The following is a 20,840-nucleotide window of genomic DNA, read 5'->3' on the forward strand; positions in this document are numbered from 1 at the left end:
TCGGGCGATTGGCGCAGCGGCTAGCGCAGGTGCCTTACACGCACAAGGTCGGCGGTTCGAACCCGTCATCGCCCACCCGCTCACATGGGCCCTCGCCCGCTTTTGCGGCGGGGGCCTCTTTCAGGAGGACGCATGACAGACCCCACCCTCGCCCGCGCCAACGGCCGCCCCTTCAACGAGATGCGCCCCGTCACGCTCACCCCGGGCGTCATGAAGAACGCCGCCGGCTCGTGCCTTGCGGAGTTTGGTGACACGCGCGTGCTCTGCACCGCCTCGGTCGAGGAGGGGGTTCCGGGCTGGCGCAAGTCGGCGCACGCCGGCTGGGTCACCGCCGAGTACGCGATGCTGCCCGCCGCGGGCAACCGCCGCACGCCGCGCGAGTACCGCGGTCGCAAGGGACGAAGCATGGAGATCGAGCGCCTCATCGGGCGCAGCCTGCGTGCCGTCACGCGGCTCGACCGCCTGGGAGAGGTCACGATCACGCTGGACTGCGACGTCATCCAGGCCGACGGCGGCACGCGGACGGCGTCGATCACGGGCGCCTGGGTGGCGCTGCACCAGGCGCTCATGGGCCTCGTGGACGCCGGCAGGCTCCCGCGTCTCCCGCTCACTGACCAGGTCGCTGCGGTGTCGGCGGGCATTGTGGACGGGGGCGTGCTGCTCGACCTGGATTACCCCGAGGACTCGCGGGCCGAGGTCGACCTCAACCTCGTGGGCACCGGCGACGGTCGCATCGTGGAGGTCCAGGGTACCGGCGAACGAACCACGCTCGACCGTGCGCAGCTGGACGCGCTCCTCGACCTCTGTCAGGGCGCCGTCGCCCACCTGACGGAGCTGCAGGCGGACGTCACGGGCTTCCGCCCGGCCCGGTAGGGCGTCGCCGCCGGCCCTTTTGCATAAAGCTCGCCTTCGTGTAGCAAGGAGGGCGCTTCCGCGCATAAAACCGTCGCTCGTGCAGCGTCCTTTTCTCGTCTGGGAGATGGTTAAATTTCTGCGAACTGCGGTTTCTTTGGCCAGGGCGCGATTCGGTTCCTCAGAATCGTCTCTAGGGTCCATACTTACGTCGCACGAGCGACGGTTTTATGTTCGGGGATGCCCCCAATGCCGCACGAGCGCGCATTTTGAACACCCAGGGAGGTCCTTCATGGAAAACGTCAACGTTAACGTGCTCGATCCCGAGCGCACCGTGGTCGTGGCCACGGGCAACGCCCACAAGGTCACCGAGATAGAGGCGATCCTCGCGCCGGTCATGCCGGGCGTCCGCTTCGTGGCCCTCGGCGAGCTGGGGGACTTCCCCGACCCCGTGGAGGACGGGGAGACGTTCTTCGACAACGCGCTGATCAAGGCCCGCGCCGCCCAGTCCGAGACCGGCCTGCCCATGGCGGTCGCCGACGACTCGGGTCTCTGCGTGGACGCCCTCGACGGGGCGCCCGGCATCTTCTCCGCGCGCTGGGCCGGCGAGCACGGCAACGACGCGGCCAACAACGACAAGCTCATGGCGCAGATGGCCGACGTCCCCGACGAGGCTCGCACCGCCCGCTTCCACTCCAGCGTGGTGCTGGTCCGCGGCGACGAGGTCCTGCGCGGCGACGGCGACTGCGAGGGTCGCGTGGGCCACGTCCCCCGCGGCGACGGCGGCTTTGGCTACGACCCCCTCTTCCTTCCCGACGACACCCCGGGCAAGACCATGGCCGAGCTCACGCCGGCGGAGAAGAATGCGATCTCACACCGCTTCCACGCGCTCGAGGACCTGTCGGCCAAGCTGTAGGCCCCGACGCTCTTGTACGCAATTTCGCCGTCTGCCTAACGCTCGGCGCGGCGCGGGACGCCTTGGTGCATGATGGGGTTGTCCTAACGAGTCGTTCGTCCCGAGGGAAGGGAACCACCATGAAAATTCTGCGCGCCAAGGACTACGCCGACATGAGCCGCAAGGCCGCCAACATAATCTCGGCGCAGGTGATCCTCAAGCCCGACAGCGTGCTCGGCCTGGCCACCGGCTCCACCCCCATCGGGACCTACCAGCAGCTCGCCAAGTGGTGCGACAAGGGTGACTGCGACTTCTCGCAGGTCTCGACCTACAACCTTGACGAGTACCGCGGCCTCAGCCACGACGACCCGCAGAGCTACCACTACTTCATGCGCGAGAACTTCTTCAACCACGTGAACATCGACATCAACAACACCCACGTGCCCGACGGCGCCAACCCCGACGCCGAGGCCGCCTGCGCCGAGTACGACCGCATCGTCGCCGCCGCCGGCTACCCCGACCTGCAGCTCCTAGGCATCGGCAACAACGGTCACATCGGCTTCAACGAGCCCGCCGACTGCTTCTCCAAGGGCACCCACTGCATCGACCTCACCGAGTCCACGATCAAGGCCAACAGCCGCCTGTTCGAGCGCGAGGAGGACGTCCCGCGCCAGGCCTACACCATGGGCGTGCAGACCATCATGTACGCGCGCATGATCCTCGTCGTGGCCAACGGTGCGGCCAAGGCCCAGGCCGTGCACGACATGTGCTACGGCCCGGTCACCCCGAGCTGCCCGGCGTCCATCCTGCAGCTCCACACCAACTGCGTGGTCGTCGCCGACGAGGAGGCGCTCGCGCTCTGCCCGGAGGTCTAGGCAGCCCGCAACGGCGTGCCGGGGGCGAGAAGCGCGGTCTTCTCGCCCCTTTTTGCGCCTCGGGTTGAGGGTTTGCGCTTGCGCAGCGAGCGCCGTATGATAGAAGTTCCTGTATTTTGGGCTTTCGCCTCTGTCATACGGAGGATCGCATGGAGAACGACATCCCTCCCGTGAACCGGGTCGACGAGATCCGCGACGAGCTGTCCGCCCTCGAGGGCAAGCGCCTCAAGGTCAAGGCCAACATGGGCCGCTCCCGCATCGTCGAGCGCACCGGCACGCTCGTGCACGCCCACCCCTCGCTCTTCGTCGTGGAGGTCGAGGAGCGCCGCGGGCGCACCGCGCGCCAGTCCTACCAGTACGTTGACGTCCTCACCGGCACCGTCGAGCTCTACGACGTGGAGTCCGGCGAGCGCCTCTTCGACTTCGCCGAGACCATCGTGGAGTAGCGCCCGATGGCCGCCCCCACGGTCGTCGAGACCCCCTGCAAGGTCAACCTGCACCTCGGCGTTCACGCCCAGAAGGACGAGCGCGGCTATCACCGCGTCGACTCCCTCATGGCGCCCATCGCTCTGTTCGACACCATCGTCGTGGAGGACGCACCCGAGCTTCGCGTGCGCTTCTCGCCCGCGCTGTCCGTGCCGGTCGAGAAGAGCGGCGTCTGGCGCGCGGCGGCGCGTCTCGCCGAGGCGCTGGGCGAGCAGCCCCGCGTGTGCGTGAGCGTGACGCGGCGCGTCCCCGGCAGCGCCGGCCTGGGCAGCTCGTCGACCGACGCCGGCGCTACGCTGCGGGCACTCGCGATCCGTTGGGGTGTGAGCCCGCTCGACCCGCGCGTCGTGGAGGTGGCCCGCGGCATCGGCGCCGACGTGCCCTTCTTCCTCGACCCGCGCGCGGCGCTCTACGGCGGCGCCGGGGACGTGCTCGAGCGCACGCTGCCGTGCCCGGAGATCCCCGCCGTCCTGGTGATGCCGCTCGCGGAGGGCGGCTCCACCCCTGAGGCCTACGCCGAGTTCGACCGCGCCCCCGCGGCGCCGGATGACCCCGCGCAGATGGTGGGCGCGCTGCTCGCCGGCGACGTTCGCGGAGTGGAGACGAGCCTGGCCAACAACCTCGCCCCCGCCGCCCGCGCCCTCTGCCCGGAGGCCGGCGAGGTCGAAGCGTGGCTGCGGTCGCAGCCGGGCGTGCTCGCCGCGCAGGTCACGGGCTCGGGCACCTGCTCGTTCGCGCTCTGCGAGAGCGTCGCCGCAGCCGACGCGATCGCCGCGGCCGCCGTCTCCCGCGGATGGCGAAGCTGGTCGACAAAAGTCCTTGGTTCCTCGACGGAAGTCTGCTAAAATATCCCCTCGCTACGGGTTGTGGCTCAGCTTGGTAGAGCGCTCGGTTCGGGACCGAGAGGTCGCTGGTTCGAATCCAGTCAACCCGACCACGTACGATCGGGGGCCGTCGGCATCGCGCCGTCGGTCCCTTTTGTGTTCCGGTGACCTCCCTTTCTTATCCGCCTCACTTTTGAGGCCGCAAAAGTCACGCGAGTTTTTTGCTCAACTGGGCAAACGTCAAAGTTCAGCATGGATTTGAGGCCGCAAAAGCTGCGCGGGCGATAAGGACCGCGCCGCCTCTCACGCGAGCGGCAGCGTCGCCCAGTCGGCAAAGAGCTCCTCGCGCAGGCGCATCGCGGCATCCGTCTCGCTCGATGTCCGCCTGCGATAGGGAACGCCCAGCTTCTCGGCTATCAGCTGCGAGAGCGCATCAAAGCGCGCGAGGGACGTCAGCTGGCCGTAGGTGACGTTCACCACGTCAACGCCCACGAGGTCGAGCGCCGTCGCGCGGTCCGCGTCGGATAGGGCGGCATCATCGAAGGCGTGCGCCAATCGGCTCTGGCACTCCACGTCGAGGGCGCGCCGCCCCTCGACGGCGTCCCAGTAGATGTCGCAGACGAGAAACGCGCGCCGCGCGAGGCTTCTCGCCCCTTGCGTGAGGGGGACGCGCTGGTTGTGTCGGAAGGCGCCGTAGCCCTCCCCGCCGAGCCGGCGTGAGAGCCCCAGGAGCATGCCGGCCCTCACCTCAAACGGCGACGCCGCACCGGCGACGACGAGCTCGGCCGCGCGCAGCAGCCGGGTCCGTCCGCGCGCCGTCAACGAGCAACGCGCGAACTCCTCGAGCTGCTCGGGTGTCGAGAGCGGCGGCCGTGACCAGAGCTCCGTGAGATGTCCATCGCGGTCAAGGGTGGGTGACCAGCCCGAGATGCGGGGAAGACGCCCCTCGTCTATGAGCCGCTGGAGCAGGGCGCGCACGGGCTCGGGCGCGACGTAGACCGAGAAGGACCCGCAGAGCTCGGAGGCCAGCATCACGACGCGGGGCAGCGATGCCCGCGCCGCGATCTGCTGGAGCGAGAAGAGCGGCGAGACGGCTGTGACGCCCGGCGCGACGCTGCGCCAGCCTCCCGGCTCGGCCGGCGTCGAGCAGAGGCGTGGCCGTACGAGTGCGGACGCGCTCCGCTCGGATGGGTGACAGACCAGAAGGTCGACGGGCGGCTCGAGGGCGACCGAGAGCGCCCTCGCAGAGGCCGCGACCGCGCCAGCTCTTATGCCGGGATGTGCGCGGCCGCCGTCGGCCCGACTCGCGAGGACGCAGAGCGGCGAGGATGCGGCGAGCTCTTGCCGGAACGCGCGGACCTCGGAGGGGGAGAGAAGCTCGCGCAGGAGCGGGCTGTCCTCGGGCTTGGACGCGAGCAGGCGGACGAGGGGCGGCGTCCTCCAGTAGAGGAACGCGGACGTGTCGCAGATGGTGGCTTCCATGTCCGGAGGCTAGCATGTGCGGGACGTCCCCGGACGTGACTCTGCGAGCGCGCTGTGACACCGGCATGCTTTCTCGCGCGAGATTTGAGGCCCCAAATCGCACAGTTCTTCTCGTCTAACTCTATTTTCGCAGGTTGAGGCGCCGCGATTTTTTGTCAATCAAGAAGTTCTGTCATTTGAGGCCACAAAAGTCGGAGTCATCAGGCATTTTGGAAACGATGGGCAGACAACCGAAAGTCATGTGCGAGCTACTGGCGTTTTCCCAGCTCGCAGCCAAGGGCGATGAGCGAGAAGAGACGCTCGGCGGCGAGGGCGTAGAGCTCCTCGGCCCGTGCGAGCGCCTCGTCGAGCGGCATCGCGTCGATCGCCGTGGGCACCATGGCGCAGAGGCCGGGCGCGGCACCGGCGTCGGCGCTCATTCCGCCCACGACCGCCACGCAGGGCACGCCTGCCCGCTCGCACGCCGCGGCGACTCCGGAGACCACCTTGCCGCGCGCGGTCTGCGCGTCGGCGTGGCCCTCGCCCGTGACGCAGAGGTCGGCGCCGGCGAGAAGCTCGTCAAAGCCCACAAGATCCAGCACGCGCCTCACGCCGGAGACCGACTCGGCGCCCAGGAACGCGAGGCACGCCGCGCCGAGGCCGCCCGCCGCACCGGCGCCGGGCACGTCGAAGTCGCGGCCGAACGTCTCCCGCAGCACGCACGCCCAGTTCCCCATGCCGTCGTCGAGCCTGCGAACGACCTCGGGGGAGGCGCCCTTCTGGGGGCCAAAGACGAAGCTCGCGCCCTCGGGCCCCACGAGCGGGTTGTCCACGTCGCACATCATGGTGAACGACGCCCCCGCGACGAGCGGGCTCACGCCGGAGAGGTCCACGCGCGCGACGCGCTCGAGGTCGGCGCCGCATCCAGCGAGCTCGCGGCCGTCCGCGTCGAGCAGGCGCGCCCCGAGCGCGCGGGCGAGGCCCATGCCGCCGTCGTTGGTGGCGCTGCCGCCCAGGGCGACGGTCACGTCGCGCGCCCCGCGCGCGAGCGCGTCCATGACCAGCTGCCCGGTGCCGTAGGTGCTCGTCGCGAGCGGGTCGCGCTCGTCGGGCGCGAGCAGGGGCAGGCCCGACGCCGCGGCCATCTCGATGACCGCGCGACCGCCCGGGAGCAGCGCGTAGGCAGCCTCGACCGGTCGTCCCAGCGGGTCGGAGGCGGCGGCGAGGACCCGCTCGCCCCCGCATGCGGCGAGAAGGGCGTCCACCGTGCCCTCGCCACCGTCGGCCATGGGGACGGCAGCCCACGAGCAGCCGGGGAAGTGACGCTCGGCGGCGGCTCCCAACAGGCGCGCCGCGTCCGCGGACGACAGCGTGCCCTTGAGCGAGTCGGACGCGAAGACGAACCTCGGCGCGCTCCTCATGCGGCCCCCTCTCTGGACGAGTTCACCCCCATTGTACGTGCTCGCACGCCCTATACTGTCGCCGTGAGACAGACGAGAGGAACGGACGGACCCTTGATCAAGCTCTTTGCGAGCGACCTCGACGGTACGCTCTTCAACATGCTCCACGAGACCGACGGCGGCATTCTCCGACGACTGCGGCGCGCGATCGAGGCGGGGCGCCACGTGGCGCTGGCCTCCGGTCGCTGCGTCCGACGCCCCGCAGACCTGGGCTTTGCGGACCTGCCGATCGAGTCCGTCGGCGCCAACGGCGCGCACATAGTGGGAAGCGGCGGCGAGGTGCTTCGGCACGTGACGATTGACCCCGCCGTCATAGAGGAGCTGCTCACGGGCTTTCCCGAGGTCTGTGTGAGCTGCGTGGGACGTGACCACACCTACGTGCGCGGCACGCGCGAGGCCCACGCGGCGGGCTACCTCATGCCGCGCGGCCTCAAGGGCATTGTCCTGCGCTACCGCATGAGCCGCTCCGCCCCCACGGACGAGGAGCGCTTCGACTGCACGGACGCCGACGTGCTCGCGCAGGACGTCTGCAAGCTGAACTTCCGCGTGAGCGACCCCGGCGAGCGCCGGGAGCTGGAGGCGTTTGTCGCCGAGCATGCGGACGCGGTGGTCAACGCCTCGTTTGACGGCGATCTCTTCGAGCTCACGGACGCGCGCGTCGACAAGGGCGAGGCCGTGGCGTGGCTCGCGCGCGAGCTCGGGCTGGGGGAGGACGAAGTCGCGGTCTACGGCGACGGCGGCAACGACCTGGCCATGCTCGAGCGCTTTGACCACGCCTACGCCACGAGCAACGGGAGCGACGCCGCCAAGTGCGCCGCCGGAAACGTCATAGGCAGCTGCGCCCTGCACGCGGTGCCGCGTCACATGCTGGCGACCGTCCGCCGCGAGGGTCCGCTGCGCTGAGGTTCTTCTCGGCCGGCGCCGGCCCGACGCTGGCGGAGCGCCCGCCGAACGCCGGTCATGCCCCAGCCGAACGCGCACAAAACCGTGGTTTTGCAAAAACGGCCACCCCGTGTCTGCGGGGTGGCCGAATCTCAGGCGTTTTCTTCGGTTTTGGGGCGAACGTTTTATATTTGCGACTCCAAGATCCGCGCTTTTCCACGTTCTACGGGGTTGTGGATAAAGAGTTGATACAAAACCTCTCGTTTCCTGCCCCCCGCATCAATCCTTTGCCCCAAAACAGCAGTGGTGAGGGGCAGGGGGGGTGAGGGGCCCACAGGTCGGCGGCGGAGGGCCAAAACAGCAGCGGTGAGTGAGGGGCGAGTGAGGCAGGGGCAGGGCGGCGCGGAGCAAGAAGGGCGGGGCAGCCGAGAAGAACCTCGCGCCCGCTACCGTACGACGCGCGCGCCGCGGGGCATGACGCCCCTGGCGCTCGTCGCGACCAGCACGTTGTTGCCGGGCTTGCCGGGCTCCTCGGGCCACTCGGGCACGTAGCCCACGTGGTCGAACTCGTGCCCAAAGGCGTCCGCGACGTCGTCCAGCACGCGCGCCCGGCGCCCCTCACAGGCGCAGCGCACGTTGGCCAGATAGACGCCGTCCGCGGCGAGGTGCCCGCGGACCGTGCGCGCCCCCTCGTCGCTCGTGAGCGGCCCGAGCGGGCGGTTGCCCGAGAAGGCGTCGTTCACGATCACGTCGTAGGGCTCCTCCGCGGAGCGCACGAAGTCCCAGGCGTCGCCCGTCACCAGGCGCAGGCGCCCGTCCTTCTCGGCCCCCGTCCTCTCCAGGCACTCGTCGAGGAAGAAGAACTCGCGCGCCAGCGCGGTCATCGCCGGGTCGATCTCAACCACGTCGACGTGGGCCTCGGGCACGTACGCGGCGAGGTACTTGGGCAGCGAGTAGCCGCCCCCGCCCATCACCAGCACGCTCAGCGGCTCGTCGGGGGTGCGCCCGCGCCTGGCGACCAGGTCCTCGATCACGCGCGCCATCTCGCGGTGGTACTCGCACGCCAGCTGGAAGCGCAGGTCCTCGGGCACGTAGCAGCCGCTCTGGAAGGTGCCGTTGACGTTGATCAGGCGCACGGGGGTGCCGTCGGCGTTCTCCGCGTCAAAGACCAGCGTCATGCCAAACTTGGTCCGGCGCATCTCCACGTTGCGCTTGCGCAGCAGCCACGGCATCGCGGCGAGAAACGCCGTGCACACGACCGTCAGCACGGCCAGGGCGATGAGGATCTCTCTCAAGGGGCCTCCCAGGGGGCGAGAAGGGCGGGCGCCGCCGCATTTCTCGCGTTTAGAGATTGTGAGTAGCGCGTAACCTCGGTTATACTAGCTGATGCTGTATTGGGCCTAGGGCCCGCTCGCACGTCTACACACTGGAAGGACATCATATGATTTTCGGCATGGGTCCCCTTGAGCTCGTTCTTATCGTCGTCGTCGTGCTCGTCATCTTTGGGCCCAAGAACCTGCCCAAGATCGGCTCCGCGCTCGGCAAGACCGTGAAGAACGTCCGCGAGGGCATGGAGGAGGGCTCCGAGGACAAGTCCGACGACAACGCCTCCCCGATCGAGTCCCACGACGTCGAGGTCGTCGAGGACGAGGATGACGCCGACGCCCCCGAGGTCGCCGACGAGACCGTCTTCTGCAGCCAGTGCGGCGCCAAGAACGCCGCCGGCGCGGCCTTCTGCTCCAAGTGCGGCGCCAAGCTCAACTAGCGGCAAGCGGCAGGTAGAAGGAGCGCGCACATGGACAACGCCAAGAAGATCGAGCTCACCGCCGAGGGCCGTCAGAAGCTCGTCGACGAGCTCGCGTATCGCGAGGGCGAGAAGCACGACGAGATCGTCGAGCGCATCAAGGAGGCCCGCGGCTTTGGCGACCTCTCGGAGAACTCCGAGTACGACGCCGCCAAGGAGGAGCAGTCCAAGAACGAGTCCCGCATCAACGAGATTCGCCAGATCCTCTCTGTGGCCACGGTCGTCGAGGACAGCGGTCACGCGCTGACCGTCTCCATCGGCACCACCGTGGAGCTCAAGGACGAGAAGGGCAAGAAGTCCACGTTCAGCATCGTGGGCACCACCGAGACCAACTCGCTCGAGCACCGCATCTCCGTCGAGTCCCCCGTGGGCAAGGCCCTCGTGGGCCATAAGAAGGGCGACAAGATCGAGGTCGTCGCGCCGTCCGGCAAGACGCGGAAGTACACCATCACGGGGATCTCCCGCTAGGCTACTTCCTCACCCAAGCAAGCGTGGCGCCCCGTGTCTGCAAAAGCAGGTGCGGGGCGCCTTATCTGAAAGGACCCCCATGGCCGAGAACGCCACCACCACCGACGAGCGGAGCATGCGCCGCGCCCGCCGCCAGGCCCTGATCGACGCGGGCGTGAACCCGTACCCCATCGCCTCCGAGGTCACGGCGCACGCCGCCGAACTCGAGGCAAAGTACGCCGAGCTCGCCGACGGCACCGACACCGAGGACGTGGTGAGCGTCGCCGGCCGCATCCGCGCGCTGCGCAAGCAGGGCAAGGCCGCCTTCATCGTGCTCGAGGACGTGACGGGCTCCATTCAGCTCTTCTGCCGCCACGACGTGCTCGGCGACGAGGGCTGGGCGCTTCTCGCCAACCTCGACCTGGGCGACATCCTCGGCGCCACGGGCGCGGTGCTGCGCACGAGGCGCGGCCAGCTCTCCGTCTCGCCGACCTCGCTCACGGTGCTCTCCAAGTCCCTCCGCCCCTTGCCCGAGAAGTTCCACGGCCTCACCGACCGCGAGGTCCGCTACCGCCAGCGCTACGTCGACCTCATCATGAACCCCGAGGTCCGCGACGTCTTCCGCAAGCGCAGCCAGATCGTGAGCCTCATCCGTCGCTACATGGAGGCCGACGGCTACATGGAGGTCGAGACGCCGATGATGCACGCCATCCTCGGCGGCGCCAACGCCAAGCCGTTCGTGACGCACTTCAACGCGCTCGACCGCGACTTCTACCTGCGCATTGCCACCGAGCTACCGCTCAAGCGCCTCATCGTGGGCGGCCTCGAGCGCGTCTTCGAGATCGGTCGCAACTTCCGCAACGAGGGCATGGACCTCACGCACAACCCCGAGTTCACCTCGATGGAGGCCTACTGCGCCTACTCCGACCTCGAGGGCATGAAGCGTCTCTCCGAGGGCCTCTTCAAGATGATCGCGCGCGAGGTCTGCGGCTGCGCGGAGGGCCACGAGGTCATCACCTACCAGGGCCAGGAGATCGACATGTCCGGCACCTGGGCGAGCCGCCCGCTGTCCGAGATCGCCTCCGAGTGCGTGGGCGAGGAGCTCACGATGGACACGCCCGTCGAGCACCTGCGCGAGCTCTGCGAGAAGAACGGCATCGAGGTCCAGCCCAGCTGGGGTGCCGGCAAGCTCCTCTTTGAGCTCTACGACGAGCTGGGCGAGAAGACCATCGTGAATCCCACCTTCGTGTGCGACTATCCCGAGGAGGTCTCCCCGCTCTCCAAGCGCAAGGCCGAGGACCCGCGCCTCACCGACCGCTTTGAGCTGGTCATCGCCGGCCACGAGTACGCCAACGCCTTCTCCGAGCTCAACGATCCCGTCGACCAGGCCGGCCGCTTCGCCGAGCAGGTGGCGGCCAAGGGGCTGGGCGACGACGAGGCCATGGGCTACGACTACGACTACGTGCGCGCCCTCGAGTACGGCATGCCGCCGGCGGGCGGCATCGGCTACGGCATCGACCGCATGGTCATGCTGTTCTGCGACCAGCCCGCGATCCGCGACGTGCTGCTCTTCCCGGCCATGAAGCCGGAGACCATCACCAAGGCCGACATCGAGGCGCAGGTCGCGGGCGTGGTGACCGACAACACGGCCGCCTCCGTGGACGCGATCGCCGAGGACTCCGAGAAGGTCACGGCTGCGGCGGCGGAAGCTCCGGCGGCGCTTGTCGCCGGCATCGACCGCGACGCCGCGCTCGCACTTCTCGCTGAGCACAACCACGAGGAGTTCCACATCGAGCACGGCGAGACCGTGGGCGGCGTGATGCGTGTCTTCGCCGAGGAGATGGACCCTGACAACGCCGACTTCTGGGAGGTCGTGGGCATCCTGCACGACCTCGACTGGGAGGAGCACGCCGACGATCCGGCGAACCACACGGTCTACGCCGCGGAGCTTCTCGAGGCCGCGGGCGGCAGCGCCGAGCTCGTGCGCGCCATCCAGTCGCACAACTCCGACAACAACCCCGAGCTGCCCGCGCCCGAGCTCCCCATGGAAAAGGTCCTCTTCGCCGTGGACGAGCTCACGGGCCTCATCGGTGCGGCCGTGATCATGCGCCCGAGCAAGTCCGTCATGGACTTCGAGGTGAAGTCGCTCAAGAAGAAGTTCAAGGACAAGCGCTTCGCCGCCGGCTGCAACCGCGACATCATCCGCAAGGGCGCTGAGCTCTGCGGGTGGGAGCTCGACGAGCTCTTCTCGCGCACGATCGACGCGATGAAGGCCATCGCGCCCGACCGCGACACGTTTGGGAAGTAGCCTCTCGACCGAGGTCCTTCTCGCTCGACAATTCCCGTCTCTCCGTGGCGGCCGGCACTCATGAGTGCCGGCCGTCGACCTGTCTTGAGCCGACACTTACGCGCAAAACGCGAGAGGCTGCCCGCACTCCTTCCCATAATCCGTCAACCAAGCCGACACTCCGCGCGGGCACTCATATGTGTCGGCATAGTACGACCGTGAAGAATTTGTGCCGTCGGCACGTCCCGCCCCTTGGGACCTTCGTGCGTGGCGCGCGACGGCGCGGCGTCTGAGCAGGCGGCTCGCCCCTCGGAGACCGAATGAGCCCGCCGGGTGACAGCTTGCTGCGCGCCAGCGGAAGTTTTGGTGAAAGCGTCCCTGCCTAGCCTCTGGTTACACCACGTCGAAAGGGGTGCTATGGGACAGGACGTCTTCCTCGCCGGACAGCACTCGCTCCGGCTCACCCGCGCCGCTCGCCGCGATCCGGGCCTGCTGCTCGTTCCCGCCCCCGACGAGCATCTGCGAACAGGCCAGACCGCGATTGACCTGCCGTCGCTGCGGTCGTCGCTGCCCGACATCCTCCTTCCGATCGCCCCGGGCGCGCCGCTCGAGATGACGTTCTTCTCGCGCGAGGCGAGAAGCGAGTCTGCGCTCGTGCGGTCGCGCTGCCTGCTCTCGAGGCTGCCGAGCGCGTCGTTTCTCGAGGTGGTCCACGCGGACGGCAACCCGTGGGACTACGCGGGGGAGGGCGCGCTGCGCCTGTTCGTGGAGTCTCCCGCGCTGAGCCTGATCAGAATGTGCCAGCAGCTTGACGCGCTGGTCAGCCGCAGTGCGCTCTCCCCCAATGCCGCGTTCTTCCGGCTGCTCACCTTCCCCATGGAGGCGTGCGGCTCCTACGCGCGCGACCCGAGCGACCCGGCGTTCGGGAGCTGCGCCTTCGAGCTTCCGGCGCTCTGTCGCGCCGACGACCTGAGCGCGTTTCTTGGCGAGGCGACGGGAATCAGGGGGCTCCGCCAGGCCCGTCGCGTGGCGACGCTCGTCCAGGACGGGGCGGGCTCTCCGGAGGAGACGCTCCTCTCGTTCGCCTTCAAGCTCCCGCCCGAGCTCGGCGGCATAGAGGCGCCGCCCTTCTCGGAGAACGAGCCAATCGAGTGGCCGAGCGACGTGCTCCACCTCATAGAGCACCGTCGGATGCGCCCCGACTTTCACTGGGCGCGTCACCGGACCGCGTCGGAGTACAACGGCAAGGAACACGTCAGCGAGGAGGCGTTCGAGGAGGACCAGCGGCGCGTCCGGGACTACCAGACCTGCGGGATCTCGGTCTTTCCGGCGAGCTACAAGAACGTGAGCACCCTGTCGGCGCTGAACGCCTACCTTGCGCGCGTCGCGCATGCGCTGGCGCAGACCGAGGGCGCGGAGTTCGAGGCTCGGGTGCGTCGGACGCTTGCGGACGAGGGCGCGAGCTTCATGCGGCGCGTTCTTCTCAGCCAGATGCTGCCCGCCGTTCCAAGCGAGAAGCCCGACTGGTAGGGTGAGTCTCAGGCGGTCGTTCTCCTCGTCCCTCCCTGCCGCACATATGAGTGTCGGCTTAGTTGACGCCTTATCCGAGGGAGTGTCGGCATGCTCTCGCGCTTTTGCGCGGAGTGCGGGCGCTGTTACGCTCAATAGCCGGCACCCATGAGTGCGGGCGAGAAGAACGCGCGGCCCGCGAGAGACGCGACGTCGCTTAGCGCGTTTGCGCGCGCGGCGCCGTGGGTACAAACTAGTACCGTGAATCCACCGTGCGGAAGGACGCACCCATGTTCGAGAAGTTCACCGACAAGGCGCGCAAGGTGATGAGCCTCGCCCAGGACGAGGCCCGCAACCTCGGCCAGATGTACGTGGGCACGGAGCACCTGCTGCTCGCCCTCATCAGGGAGGGCGAGGGCGTGGCCGCCCAGGCGCTCGCCAAGCTCGACGTCACCTACGACGAGACGCTCGCCACCGTGCGCAGCCTCACCGCCAGCGAGAACGAGCCCGTCCCCGGCGGGCACATCCCGTTCACGCCGCGCGCCAAGCGCGTGCTCGAGGGCGCCTACCGTGAGACCATGACCCACGGCCAGACCTACATCGCAACCGAGCACCTGCTGCTCGGCATCGTCGCCGAGGGCAACGGCCGGGCCATGGACGCCCTGCGCCAGATGGGCGTCTCGGGCGACGCGGTGCGCAACGCCGTGAACGAGCTCTCCGGCAAGACCCCCGAGGCGGCCCCCGGCCCCGCCACGGCCGACGTGCGCATGGCCGGGTTCGGCGGCCCCTCCCCGCAGGGCGAGGAGGGCTCGGTCCTCGAGCAGTACGGTCGCAACCTCACCAAGCTCGCCTCCGACGGCAAGCTGGACCCCGTGATCGGCCGCGACCGCGAGATCGAGCGCGTCATGCAGGTCCTCGCCCGCCGCCAGAAGAACAACCCGCTCATCCTGGGCGACCCCGGCGTGGGCAAGACCGCCATCGTCGAGGGCCTCGCCCAGCTCATCGCCTCGGGCAACGTGCCGGACATCCTGCGCGGCAAGCAGATTTGGACGCTCGACCTGGCGAGCCTCGTCGCCGGGTCCAAGTACCGCGGCGAGTTCGAGGAGCGCATGAAGAAGGTCGTCTCGGAGCTCGAGGCCTCCGACGAGGACATCCTGTTCATCGATGAGATCCACACCGTCATCGGCGCCGGCTCCGCGGAGGGCTCCATCGACGCGGCCTCGATCCTCAAGCCGCCGCTCTCTCGCGGCGAGATCCAGGTCATCGGCGCCACCACGGCGGAGGAGTACCGCAAGCACGTCGAGAAGGACTCCGCCTTCGAGCGCCGCTTCCAGCCGGTCAACATCGGCGAGCCGAGCCCCGAGGACGCCGTCAGCATCATCGAGGGCCTCAAGGACCGCTACGAGCAGCACCATCACGTCCGCTACACCGATGCCGCCATCCATGCCGCCGTCACCCTCTCGAGCCGCTACGTGCAGGACCGTTTCCTACCCGACAAGGCCATCGACGTGCTCGACGAGGCCGGCGCGCGCACGCGCGTCCACAAGATGGCGCTCCCGCCCGAGATCGCCCAGGTGGACGCCGACCTCGCCCGCGTCCGCGAGGAGAAGTCGGCTGCCGCGGCCGCCCAGGAGTTCGAGGACGCCGCGCGCCTGCGCGACGAGGAGAAGTCCCTCGTCACCCGCCGCGACGAGCTCGAGCACGCCTGGCGCGAGGAGCTCGCGGCCAACGTGGTCACCGTGGACGAGCAGGACATCGCCGACGTGGTCTCGGCCATGACCGGCGTGCCCGTCTCCAACCTCACCGAGGCCGAGGCGTCCAAGCTCCTGCGCTCCGAGGACGTGCTCCACCAGCGCGTCGTCGGCCAGGACGAGGCGGTCACCAAGGTCGCCAAGGCCATCCGGCGCAGCCGCAGCCCGCTCAAGGACCCGCGTCGCCCCGGCGGCTCGTTCATCTTCCTCGGCCCCTCGGGCGTGGGCAAGACCGAGCTCGCCAAGGCGCTCGCCGAGTTCCTCTTTGGTTCCGAGGAGGCGCTCATCTCCTTCGACATGTCCGAGTTCATGGAGAAGCACACCGTCTCCAAGCTCGTCGGCGCGCCCCCGGGCTACGTGGGCTACGACGAGGGCGGCGAGCTCACCAAGGCCGTCCGCCGGCGCCCGTACTCGGTCGTCCTCTTCGACGAGGTGGAGAAGGCGCACCCCGACGTCTTCAACGTCCTGCTCCAGATCCTGGAGGAAGGTCGCCTCACCGACGGCCAGGGTCGCCACGTCGACTTCTCCAACACCGTCATCATCATGACGTCCAACATCGGCGCCCGTGACATCGCCCAGACCTCCACCATGGGCTTCTCGGCCCAGGGCGCGAGCGGCCTCTCCGACCAGGAGATCGAGAGCCGCGTCATGTCCGAGCTCAAGAAGCACTTCCGTCCCGAGTTCCTGAACCGCGTGGACGAGGTCGTGGTCTTCAAGTCGCTCACCTCCGAGCAGCTCCGCAGCATCGTGGAGCTCATGGTCGCCGACCTGCGCGACCGCCTCGTGGCCGAGGGTATGTCCATCGAGCTCACCGACGCCGCGCGCGACCTCGTCGCCAAGAGGGGCGCCGATCCCGTCTACGGCGCCCGCCCGCTGCGCCGCGCCATCCAGACGCTCATCGAGGACCCGCTCTCCGAGGAGCTGCTGCAGGGCCTGTGGCACCCCGGCGAGATCATCCGCGTGGACGAGAAGGACGGCGCGCTCGTCTTCGAGCACACGACCGGCGAGATTCCCGCGCCGCGTCGCCGCGAGACCATGAGCTCGCCTGACCTTCTCGCCCCGCCGCCCGAGCCCTCACGTGGCGCCTCCGGTGCCGGTGGTCTGCTGAGCGCGGGGGAGTAAGGGGGCCGAGCGCCGCGCGGACGGCGCTATACTCGTATTCGACCGACACCGAGGAGAGGGGCGCCCGTGGAAGCCACCCAGCTCGACCCCACGACCGCGCGCGAGCAGCGCTTCGAGGACGCGATCAGGAAGACCGCGCCCGGCACGCCGCTGCGCACCGCGCTCGACATGATCCTCGCCGGGCACCTCGGCGCCCTCATCTGCGTCGGCGACACCGAGAACGTCCTCGCCGCCGGCGACGACGGGTTCAAGCTGGAGGTCTCGTTCACGGCCAACCGCCTCTTCGAGCTCTGCAAGATGGACGGCGCCGTGGTGATCGACCGCGACCTCACCAAGATCCTGCGCGCCAACTACCACCTCAACCCCGACCCGTCGCTGCCTACCTCCGAGACCGGCACGCGCCACCGCACGGCGGCGCGGATGAGCCTGCTCACCAAGGCGATGGTCATCTCCGTCTCTGCGCGGCGCTCCGTGGTCAACGTCTACGTGGACGGCCGGGGCTACGAGCTCAAGAGCGTGAGCGACCTGCTCTCCACCGTGAACCAGCTCACCGTCGCCATGCAGAACACGCGCAACCAGCTCGACCGGAGCCTGCTGCGCCTCACGAGCCTCGAGCTGGACAACTGCGTCACGCTCGGGGACCTCACGAGCATCTTCTATCTCTTCGAGGTGCTGCAGTCGGCCGGCGAGGAGCTTGACGCCTGCATCGCCCAGCTCGGCCGCGAGGGCAAGATCGCCCAGATGCAGCGCGAGGAGTACCTGGCGGGCACCGACGAGGCCTACACGCTCATGATCCGCGACTACGCCGCCGACTCCTCCGAGGAGACCGCCCGCGGCATCCGCAGCCGTCTGCACGACACCGTGAACACGCAGCTGCGCTCTGCCAAGCTCGTCGCCAGGATCCTTGGCTACACAGACGACCGCGGCGAGGACTCCATCATGACCCCGCTCGGCCTCCGCACGCTCTCGCGCGTGCCCGTCGTGCGCGACGGCATGGCCGACAAGATCGTCGACGAGTACGGCTCGCTCCAGGAGGTCCTCGAGGCCGTGGACGACGACCCGTCGCGTCTCGGCGAGATCGGCGTCAAGAACCCGGGCGTGCTCGCCAACAGCCTCCATCGCATGTGGGACAAGGGGGAGTGATGGGCACCCCCGCCCCGGCGCCCTGCGCCGCGCGACCGGGCGTGGCCGCGTCCGGCGCCGACACCTGCGCGGTCATCGTCGCCGGTGGGTCCGGCGAGCGCTTTGGCGACCCGCGCGGGAAGCAGTTCGTGGACCTGTGCGGCCTTCCGCTCATGAGCTGGTCGATCATGGCCTTCGACCGCGCCCCCTCCGTGGCGCGGATCGTGGTGGTGTGCGCGCCGGACCACGCCGCCCAGGTCGAGAAGGACGTGCTCTCGCGGCTCTCCCTGGCAAAGCCGGTCGAGCTCGCCCCCTCGGGCGAGACCCGGCAGGCGTCGGTCCGCTCGGGCCTGGACGCCAGCCCCCGCGACCTCCCGCTCGTTGCGATCCACGACGCGGCTCGTCCGCTCATCGAGGTCGAGCAGATCGAGGCGGCCGTGGCGGCGGTGCGCGCCGACGAGGCGCTGGCTGGCGCCATCCTCGCCATCCGCTCGGTCGACACGCTCAAGCTCGTCGAGGGCGCCACGATCGTGGCCACGCCGGACCGCTCGTTCTACTGGGCCGCGCAGACCCCGCAGGTCTTCCGCCGCCGCTCCCTGCTCGCCGCCCACAAGGCCGCCGAGCGCGAGGGCTACCAGGGCACCGACGACGCCTCGCTGGTCGAGCGGCTGGGCGGTCGCGTCCGCGTGGTCGAGTCCACGCGCGACAACATCAAGATCACGCTGCCCGAGGACCTCGCCCTCGCCGAGGCCACCCTCGAGCGGCGCCTGCTTACCTGACCGGCCGGGGCGGCGGCCAAGGCCCGGCGCTCGGACAGTCCTCGCCGCGTAGGGCGCGGCTGCGGAACTCGCGGCGGGCCTTGGCCGCCGCCCCAGCCCGCCCCACCCGCTCGCGACAGGAGGTCCCGACATGCTTCGCATCGGACACGGGTTTGACGTGCACGCGTTCGCCGACGGCAGGCGCCTGATACTGGGCGGCGTGGACGTGCCGTGCGAGCGCGGGCTGGCCGGCCACTCCGACGCGGACGTGCTCGCGCACGCCCTCATGGACGCCGTGCTCGGCGCGCTGCGCGCCGGCGACATCGGCAAGCTCTTCCCGGACACCGACCCCGCCTACGAGGGCGCGGACTCGCTGGTCCTGATGCGCCACGTGGCCGAGCTTACCCGCGAGCTCGGCTGGCGCGTCGTCGACGTCGACTGCACCATCGCCGCGCAGGCCCCCAAGCTCGCGCCCTACCGCGACGAGATGCGCGCCAACATGGCCGCTGCGCTCGGCGTGCCCACGGACGCCGTGGGCGTGAAGGCAACCACGACCGAGCGCCTCGGCTTCGTGGGCCGCGAGGAGGGCATCGCCGCCTGGGCCGTCGCCCTGCTCGAGCGCATCGAATAGCGGCCCTTCTCGTCCGCCGGCGCTATACTGGTCCAACGCAAGAACACCAACCACCAAGGAGCGACCATGCTCGTCTACAACAGCCAGACGCACAAGAAAGAGGAGCTCGTCCCCATCGAGCCCGGCAAGATTCGCATGTACGTCTGCGGCCCCACCGTCTACGACCAGATCCACATCGGCAACGCGCGGACCTTCCTCGCGTTCGACGTGATTCGTCGCTACCTCATGTACAAGGGCTACCAAGTCACCTTTGCCCAGAACCTCACCGACGTGGACGACAAGATCATCAACCGCGCCAACGAGACCGGGCGCACCGCCGCCGAGGTCGCCGAGGAGTGCTCAGCCGCCTTTATTGAGCAGATGCATCGATTTGGCGTGCTCGACCCGGACATCCGCCCGCGCGCCACGCACGAGATCGAGGCCATGCAGGAGATGATCTCCCTGCTCATCGAGCGCGGCGTGGCCTACCCCGTGCCTTCCGGCGACGTCTACTTCTCCGTCCGCGCCGACCACAACTACGGCATCCTCTCCGGGCGCAGCCTGGATCAGATGCGCGCCGGCGAGCGCGTGGAGGTCAACGACGAGAAGCGCGACCCCTTCGACTTTGCCCTCTGGAAGGCCGCCAAGCCCGGCGAGCCCAGCTGGCCCTCCCCGTGGGGCGACGGCCGTCCCGGCTGGCACACCGAGTGCTGCGCGATGATCCACCGCTACCTGGGCACTCCGATCGACATCCACGGCGGCGGCGCCGACCTGATCTTCCCGCACCATGAGAACGAGACCGCCCAGGCCATGTGCGCCTGGGACTCCGCGCTCGCCAACACGTGGATGCACACCGGCATGCTCCGCGTCGACGGCGAGAAGATGTCCAAGAGCCTCGGCAACTTCTACACGCTCAAGGAGGTGCTCGACAAGTACCCCGCCGACGCCGTGCGCCTGCTCATGCTGCAGACCCACTACCGCGCGCCGCTCGACTTCTCCTTCGAGCGCCTCGAGGGCGTGGCTGGCACGCTCGAGCGCCTGCAGACCTGCGTGCGCAACCTGCGCTGGGCCGCCGAGCGCTCCCCGCAGGACGGCGAGCTCAACGACGCCGACCGCACCCTCGGCGCGCAGATCGACGCCGCGCGCGAGGAGTTCTGCCGCCAGATGGACGACGACTTCAATACCGCCGGTGGCCTCGCCGCGATCTTCTCGCTCGTGACCGCGGCCAACACCTACCTGGCGGAGGCTGCCGACGACACCTCCACGGCCGTCTGCCTGCGCGCTGCCGACATGCTCTCCGAGCTGGCCGACGTCATGGGCATCAGCCTCTCGCGCTCCGCCGGCGACGACGACCTGCCCTCCGGCCTCGTGGATCTTGCGCGCGAGCAGGCCGGCTACGAGGGCGACTCCGCCGCGGAGGCGGCCGAGGCCCTTCTTGCCGCCCGCCAGGCCGCGCGTGCCGAGAAGAACTGGGGCGTCGCGGACGCCATCCGTGACGGCATCGGCGCGCTCGGCCTCGTGGTCGAGGACACCGCCGCCGGCGCCCGCCTGCACCGCAAGGAGTAGATTGCAAGTACTTCTCAAGAGGGACGTGTCGGCATGCGGGAGCTTTCCAGATAACAGCTGATTAACAGCAATACAGTTGAAAGACTTACCAACCCCCACTATAGTGGGGGTTGTCTTCCATTTACAGGG

The 20,840-nt window shown here is 69.1% G+C and carries 18 protein-coding genes and 2 tRNA genes; 17 read left to right on the forward strand and 3 right to left on the reverse strand.

Going from position 1 to position 20,840, the window contains the following annotated elements; translation table 11 throughout:
• The first annotated feature begins 2 nt into the window (after positions 1-2).
• From B5F73_RS05480 to B5F73_RS05510, 7 genes are all read left to right on the forward strand, one after another.
• Positions 3-75 (forward strand) — tRNA-Val (locus B5F73_RS05480).
• 57 nt (positions 76-132) lie between these two features.
• On the forward strand, positions 133-873 hold the full coding sequence (gene rph / locus B5F73_RS05485) for a ribonuclease PH (protein ID WP_087227262.1): 741 nt from the start codon (positions 133-135) through the stop codon (positions 871-873).
• A gap of 271 nt (positions 874-1,144) precedes the next feature.
• A complete protein-coding gene (gene rdgB / locus B5F73_RS05490; protein ID WP_087227263.1) occupies positions 1,145-1,768 on the forward strand; it encodes an RdgB/HAM1 family non-canonical purine NTP pyrophosphatase in 624 nt (207 codons plus the stop codon).
• A gap of 119 nt (positions 1,769-1,887) precedes the next feature.
• Positions 1,888-2,622, forward strand: coding sequence for a glucosamine-6-phosphate deaminase (gene nagB, locus B5F73_RS05495; protein ID WP_087227264.1), 735 nt, complete (start codon positions 1,888-1,890; stop codon positions 2,620-2,622).
• 149 nt (positions 2,623-2,771) lie between these two features.
• The gene (locus B5F73_RS05500; protein ID WP_087227265.1) at positions 2,772-3,068 is read left to right on the forward strand and encodes a Veg family protein; all 297 of its coding nucleotides are present in this window, start codon (positions 2,772-2,774) and stop codon (positions 3,066-3,068) included.
• 6 nt (positions 3,069-3,074) lie between these two features.
• Positions 3,075-3,953, forward strand: a complete 879-nt coding sequence (locus tag B5F73_RS05505; RefSeq protein ID WP_087227266.1) for a hypothetical protein — start codon at positions 3,075-3,077, stop codon at positions 3,951-3,953.
• A gap of 15 nt (positions 3,954-3,968) precedes the next feature.
• A tRNA-Pro gene (locus tag B5F73_RS05510) sits at positions 3,969-4,045 on the forward strand.
• Between the two features lie 190 nt (positions 4,046-4,235).
• Here the strand turns inward: B5F73_RS05510 and B5F73_RS05515 are convergent.
• Both B5F73_RS05515 and B5F73_RS05520 read right to left on the reverse strand, forming a co-directional pair.
• Positions 4,236-5,414, reverse strand: a complete 1,179-nt coding sequence (locus B5F73_RS05515) for a hypothetical protein (protein ID WP_087227267.1) — start codon at positions 5,412-5,414, stop codon at positions 4,236-4,238.
• 248 nt (positions 5,415-5,662) lie between these two features.
• Positions 5,663-6,814 (reverse strand): glycerate kinase, encoded by a 1,152-nt coding sequence (locus B5F73_RS05520; protein WP_087227268.1) that lies wholly within the window; start codon positions 6,812-6,814, stop codon positions 5,663-5,665.
• 93 nt (positions 6,815-6,907) lie between these two features.
• On the opposite strand from B5F73_RS05520, the gene B5F73_RS05525 reads away from it, so the two are divergent.
• Positions 6,908-7,756, forward strand: a complete 849-nt coding sequence (locus B5F73_RS05525; RefSeq protein WP_087227269.1) for an HAD family hydrolase — start codon at positions 6,908-6,910, stop codon at positions 7,754-7,756.
• A 425-nt stretch (positions 7,757-8,181) separates the two neighbouring features.
• Here B5F73_RS05525 and B5F73_RS05530 read toward each other — a convergent pair whose 3' ends face one another.
• Positions 8,182-9,030: a fused MFS/spermidine synthase gene (locus B5F73_RS05530; RefSeq protein ID WP_087227270.1), complete on the reverse strand. Its 849-nt coding sequence runs from the start codon at positions 9,028-9,030 to the stop codon at positions 8,182-8,184.
• A gap of 146 nt (positions 9,031-9,176) precedes the next feature.
• Between B5F73_RS05530 and tatA the strand changes: the two genes are divergently transcribed.
• The 9 genes from tatA to cysS all read left to right on the forward strand — a co-directional run bounded on the left by tatA (position 9,177) and on the right by cysS (position 20,711).
• The gene (gene tatA / locus B5F73_RS05535; protein WP_087227271.1) at positions 9,177-9,500 is read left to right on the forward strand and encodes a twin-arginine translocase TatA/TatE family subunit; all 324 of its coding nucleotides are present in this window, start codon (positions 9,177-9,179) and stop codon (positions 9,498-9,500) included.
• A 30-nt stretch (positions 9,501-9,530) separates the two neighbouring features.
• Positions 9,531-10,007, forward strand: coding sequence for a transcription elongation factor GreA (gene greA, locus B5F73_RS05540; RefSeq protein WP_087227272.1), 477 nt, complete (start codon positions 9,531-9,533; stop codon positions 10,005-10,007).
• A 79-nt stretch (positions 10,008-10,086) separates the two neighbouring features.
• A complete protein-coding gene (gene lysS / locus B5F73_RS05545) occupies positions 10,087-12,294 on the forward strand; it encodes a lysine--tRNA ligase (RefSeq protein WP_087227273.1) in 2,208 nt (735 codons plus the stop codon).
• Positions 12,295-12,690: 396 nt separating this feature from the next.
• A complete protein-coding gene (locus B5F73_RS05550; protein WP_087227274.1) occupies positions 12,691-13,803 on the forward strand; it encodes a hypothetical protein in 1,113 nt (370 codons plus the stop codon).
• Positions 13,804-14,072: 269 nt separating this feature from the next.
• A complete protein-coding gene (locus B5F73_RS05555; protein ID WP_087227275.1) occupies positions 14,073-16,655 on the forward strand; it encodes an ATP-dependent Clp protease ATP-binding subunit in 2,583 nt (860 codons plus the stop codon).
• Between the two features lie 66 nt (positions 16,656-16,721).
• A complete protein-coding gene (gene disA, locus B5F73_RS05560; RefSeq protein ID WP_087227276.1) occupies positions 16,722-17,798 on the forward strand; it encodes a DNA integrity scanning diadenylate cyclase DisA in 1,077 nt (358 codons plus the stop codon).
• Positions 17,798-18,556 (forward strand): 2-C-methyl-D-erythritol 4-phosphate cytidylyltransferase, encoded by a 759-nt coding sequence (gene ispD / locus B5F73_RS05565; protein ID WP_087227277.1) that lies wholly within the window; start codon positions 17,798-17,800, stop codon positions 18,554-18,556. Before disA ends, ispD begins: the two co-directional genes overlap by 1 nt.
• Before the next feature lie 130 nt (positions 18,557-18,686).
• The gene (ispF, locus tag B5F73_RS05570; RefSeq protein ID WP_087227278.1) at positions 18,687-19,166 is read left to right on the forward strand and encodes a 2-C-methyl-D-erythritol 2,4-cyclodiphosphate synthase; all 480 of its coding nucleotides are present in this window, start codon (positions 18,687-18,689) and stop codon (positions 19,164-19,166) included.
• Between the two features lie 66 nt (positions 19,167-19,232).
• On the forward strand, positions 19,233-20,711 hold the full coding sequence (gene cysS, locus B5F73_RS05575) for a cysteine--tRNA ligase (RefSeq protein ID WP_087227279.1): 1,479 nt from the start codon (positions 19,233-19,235) through the stop codon (positions 20,709-20,711).
• The last annotated feature ends 129 nt before the right edge of the window (positions 20,712-20,840 follow it).

The sequence above is a fragment of the Olsenella sp. An270 genome (assembly GCF_002159735.1).
Lineage (GTDB): Bacteria > Actinomycetota > Coriobacteriia > Coriobacteriales > Atopobiaceae > Thermophilibacter.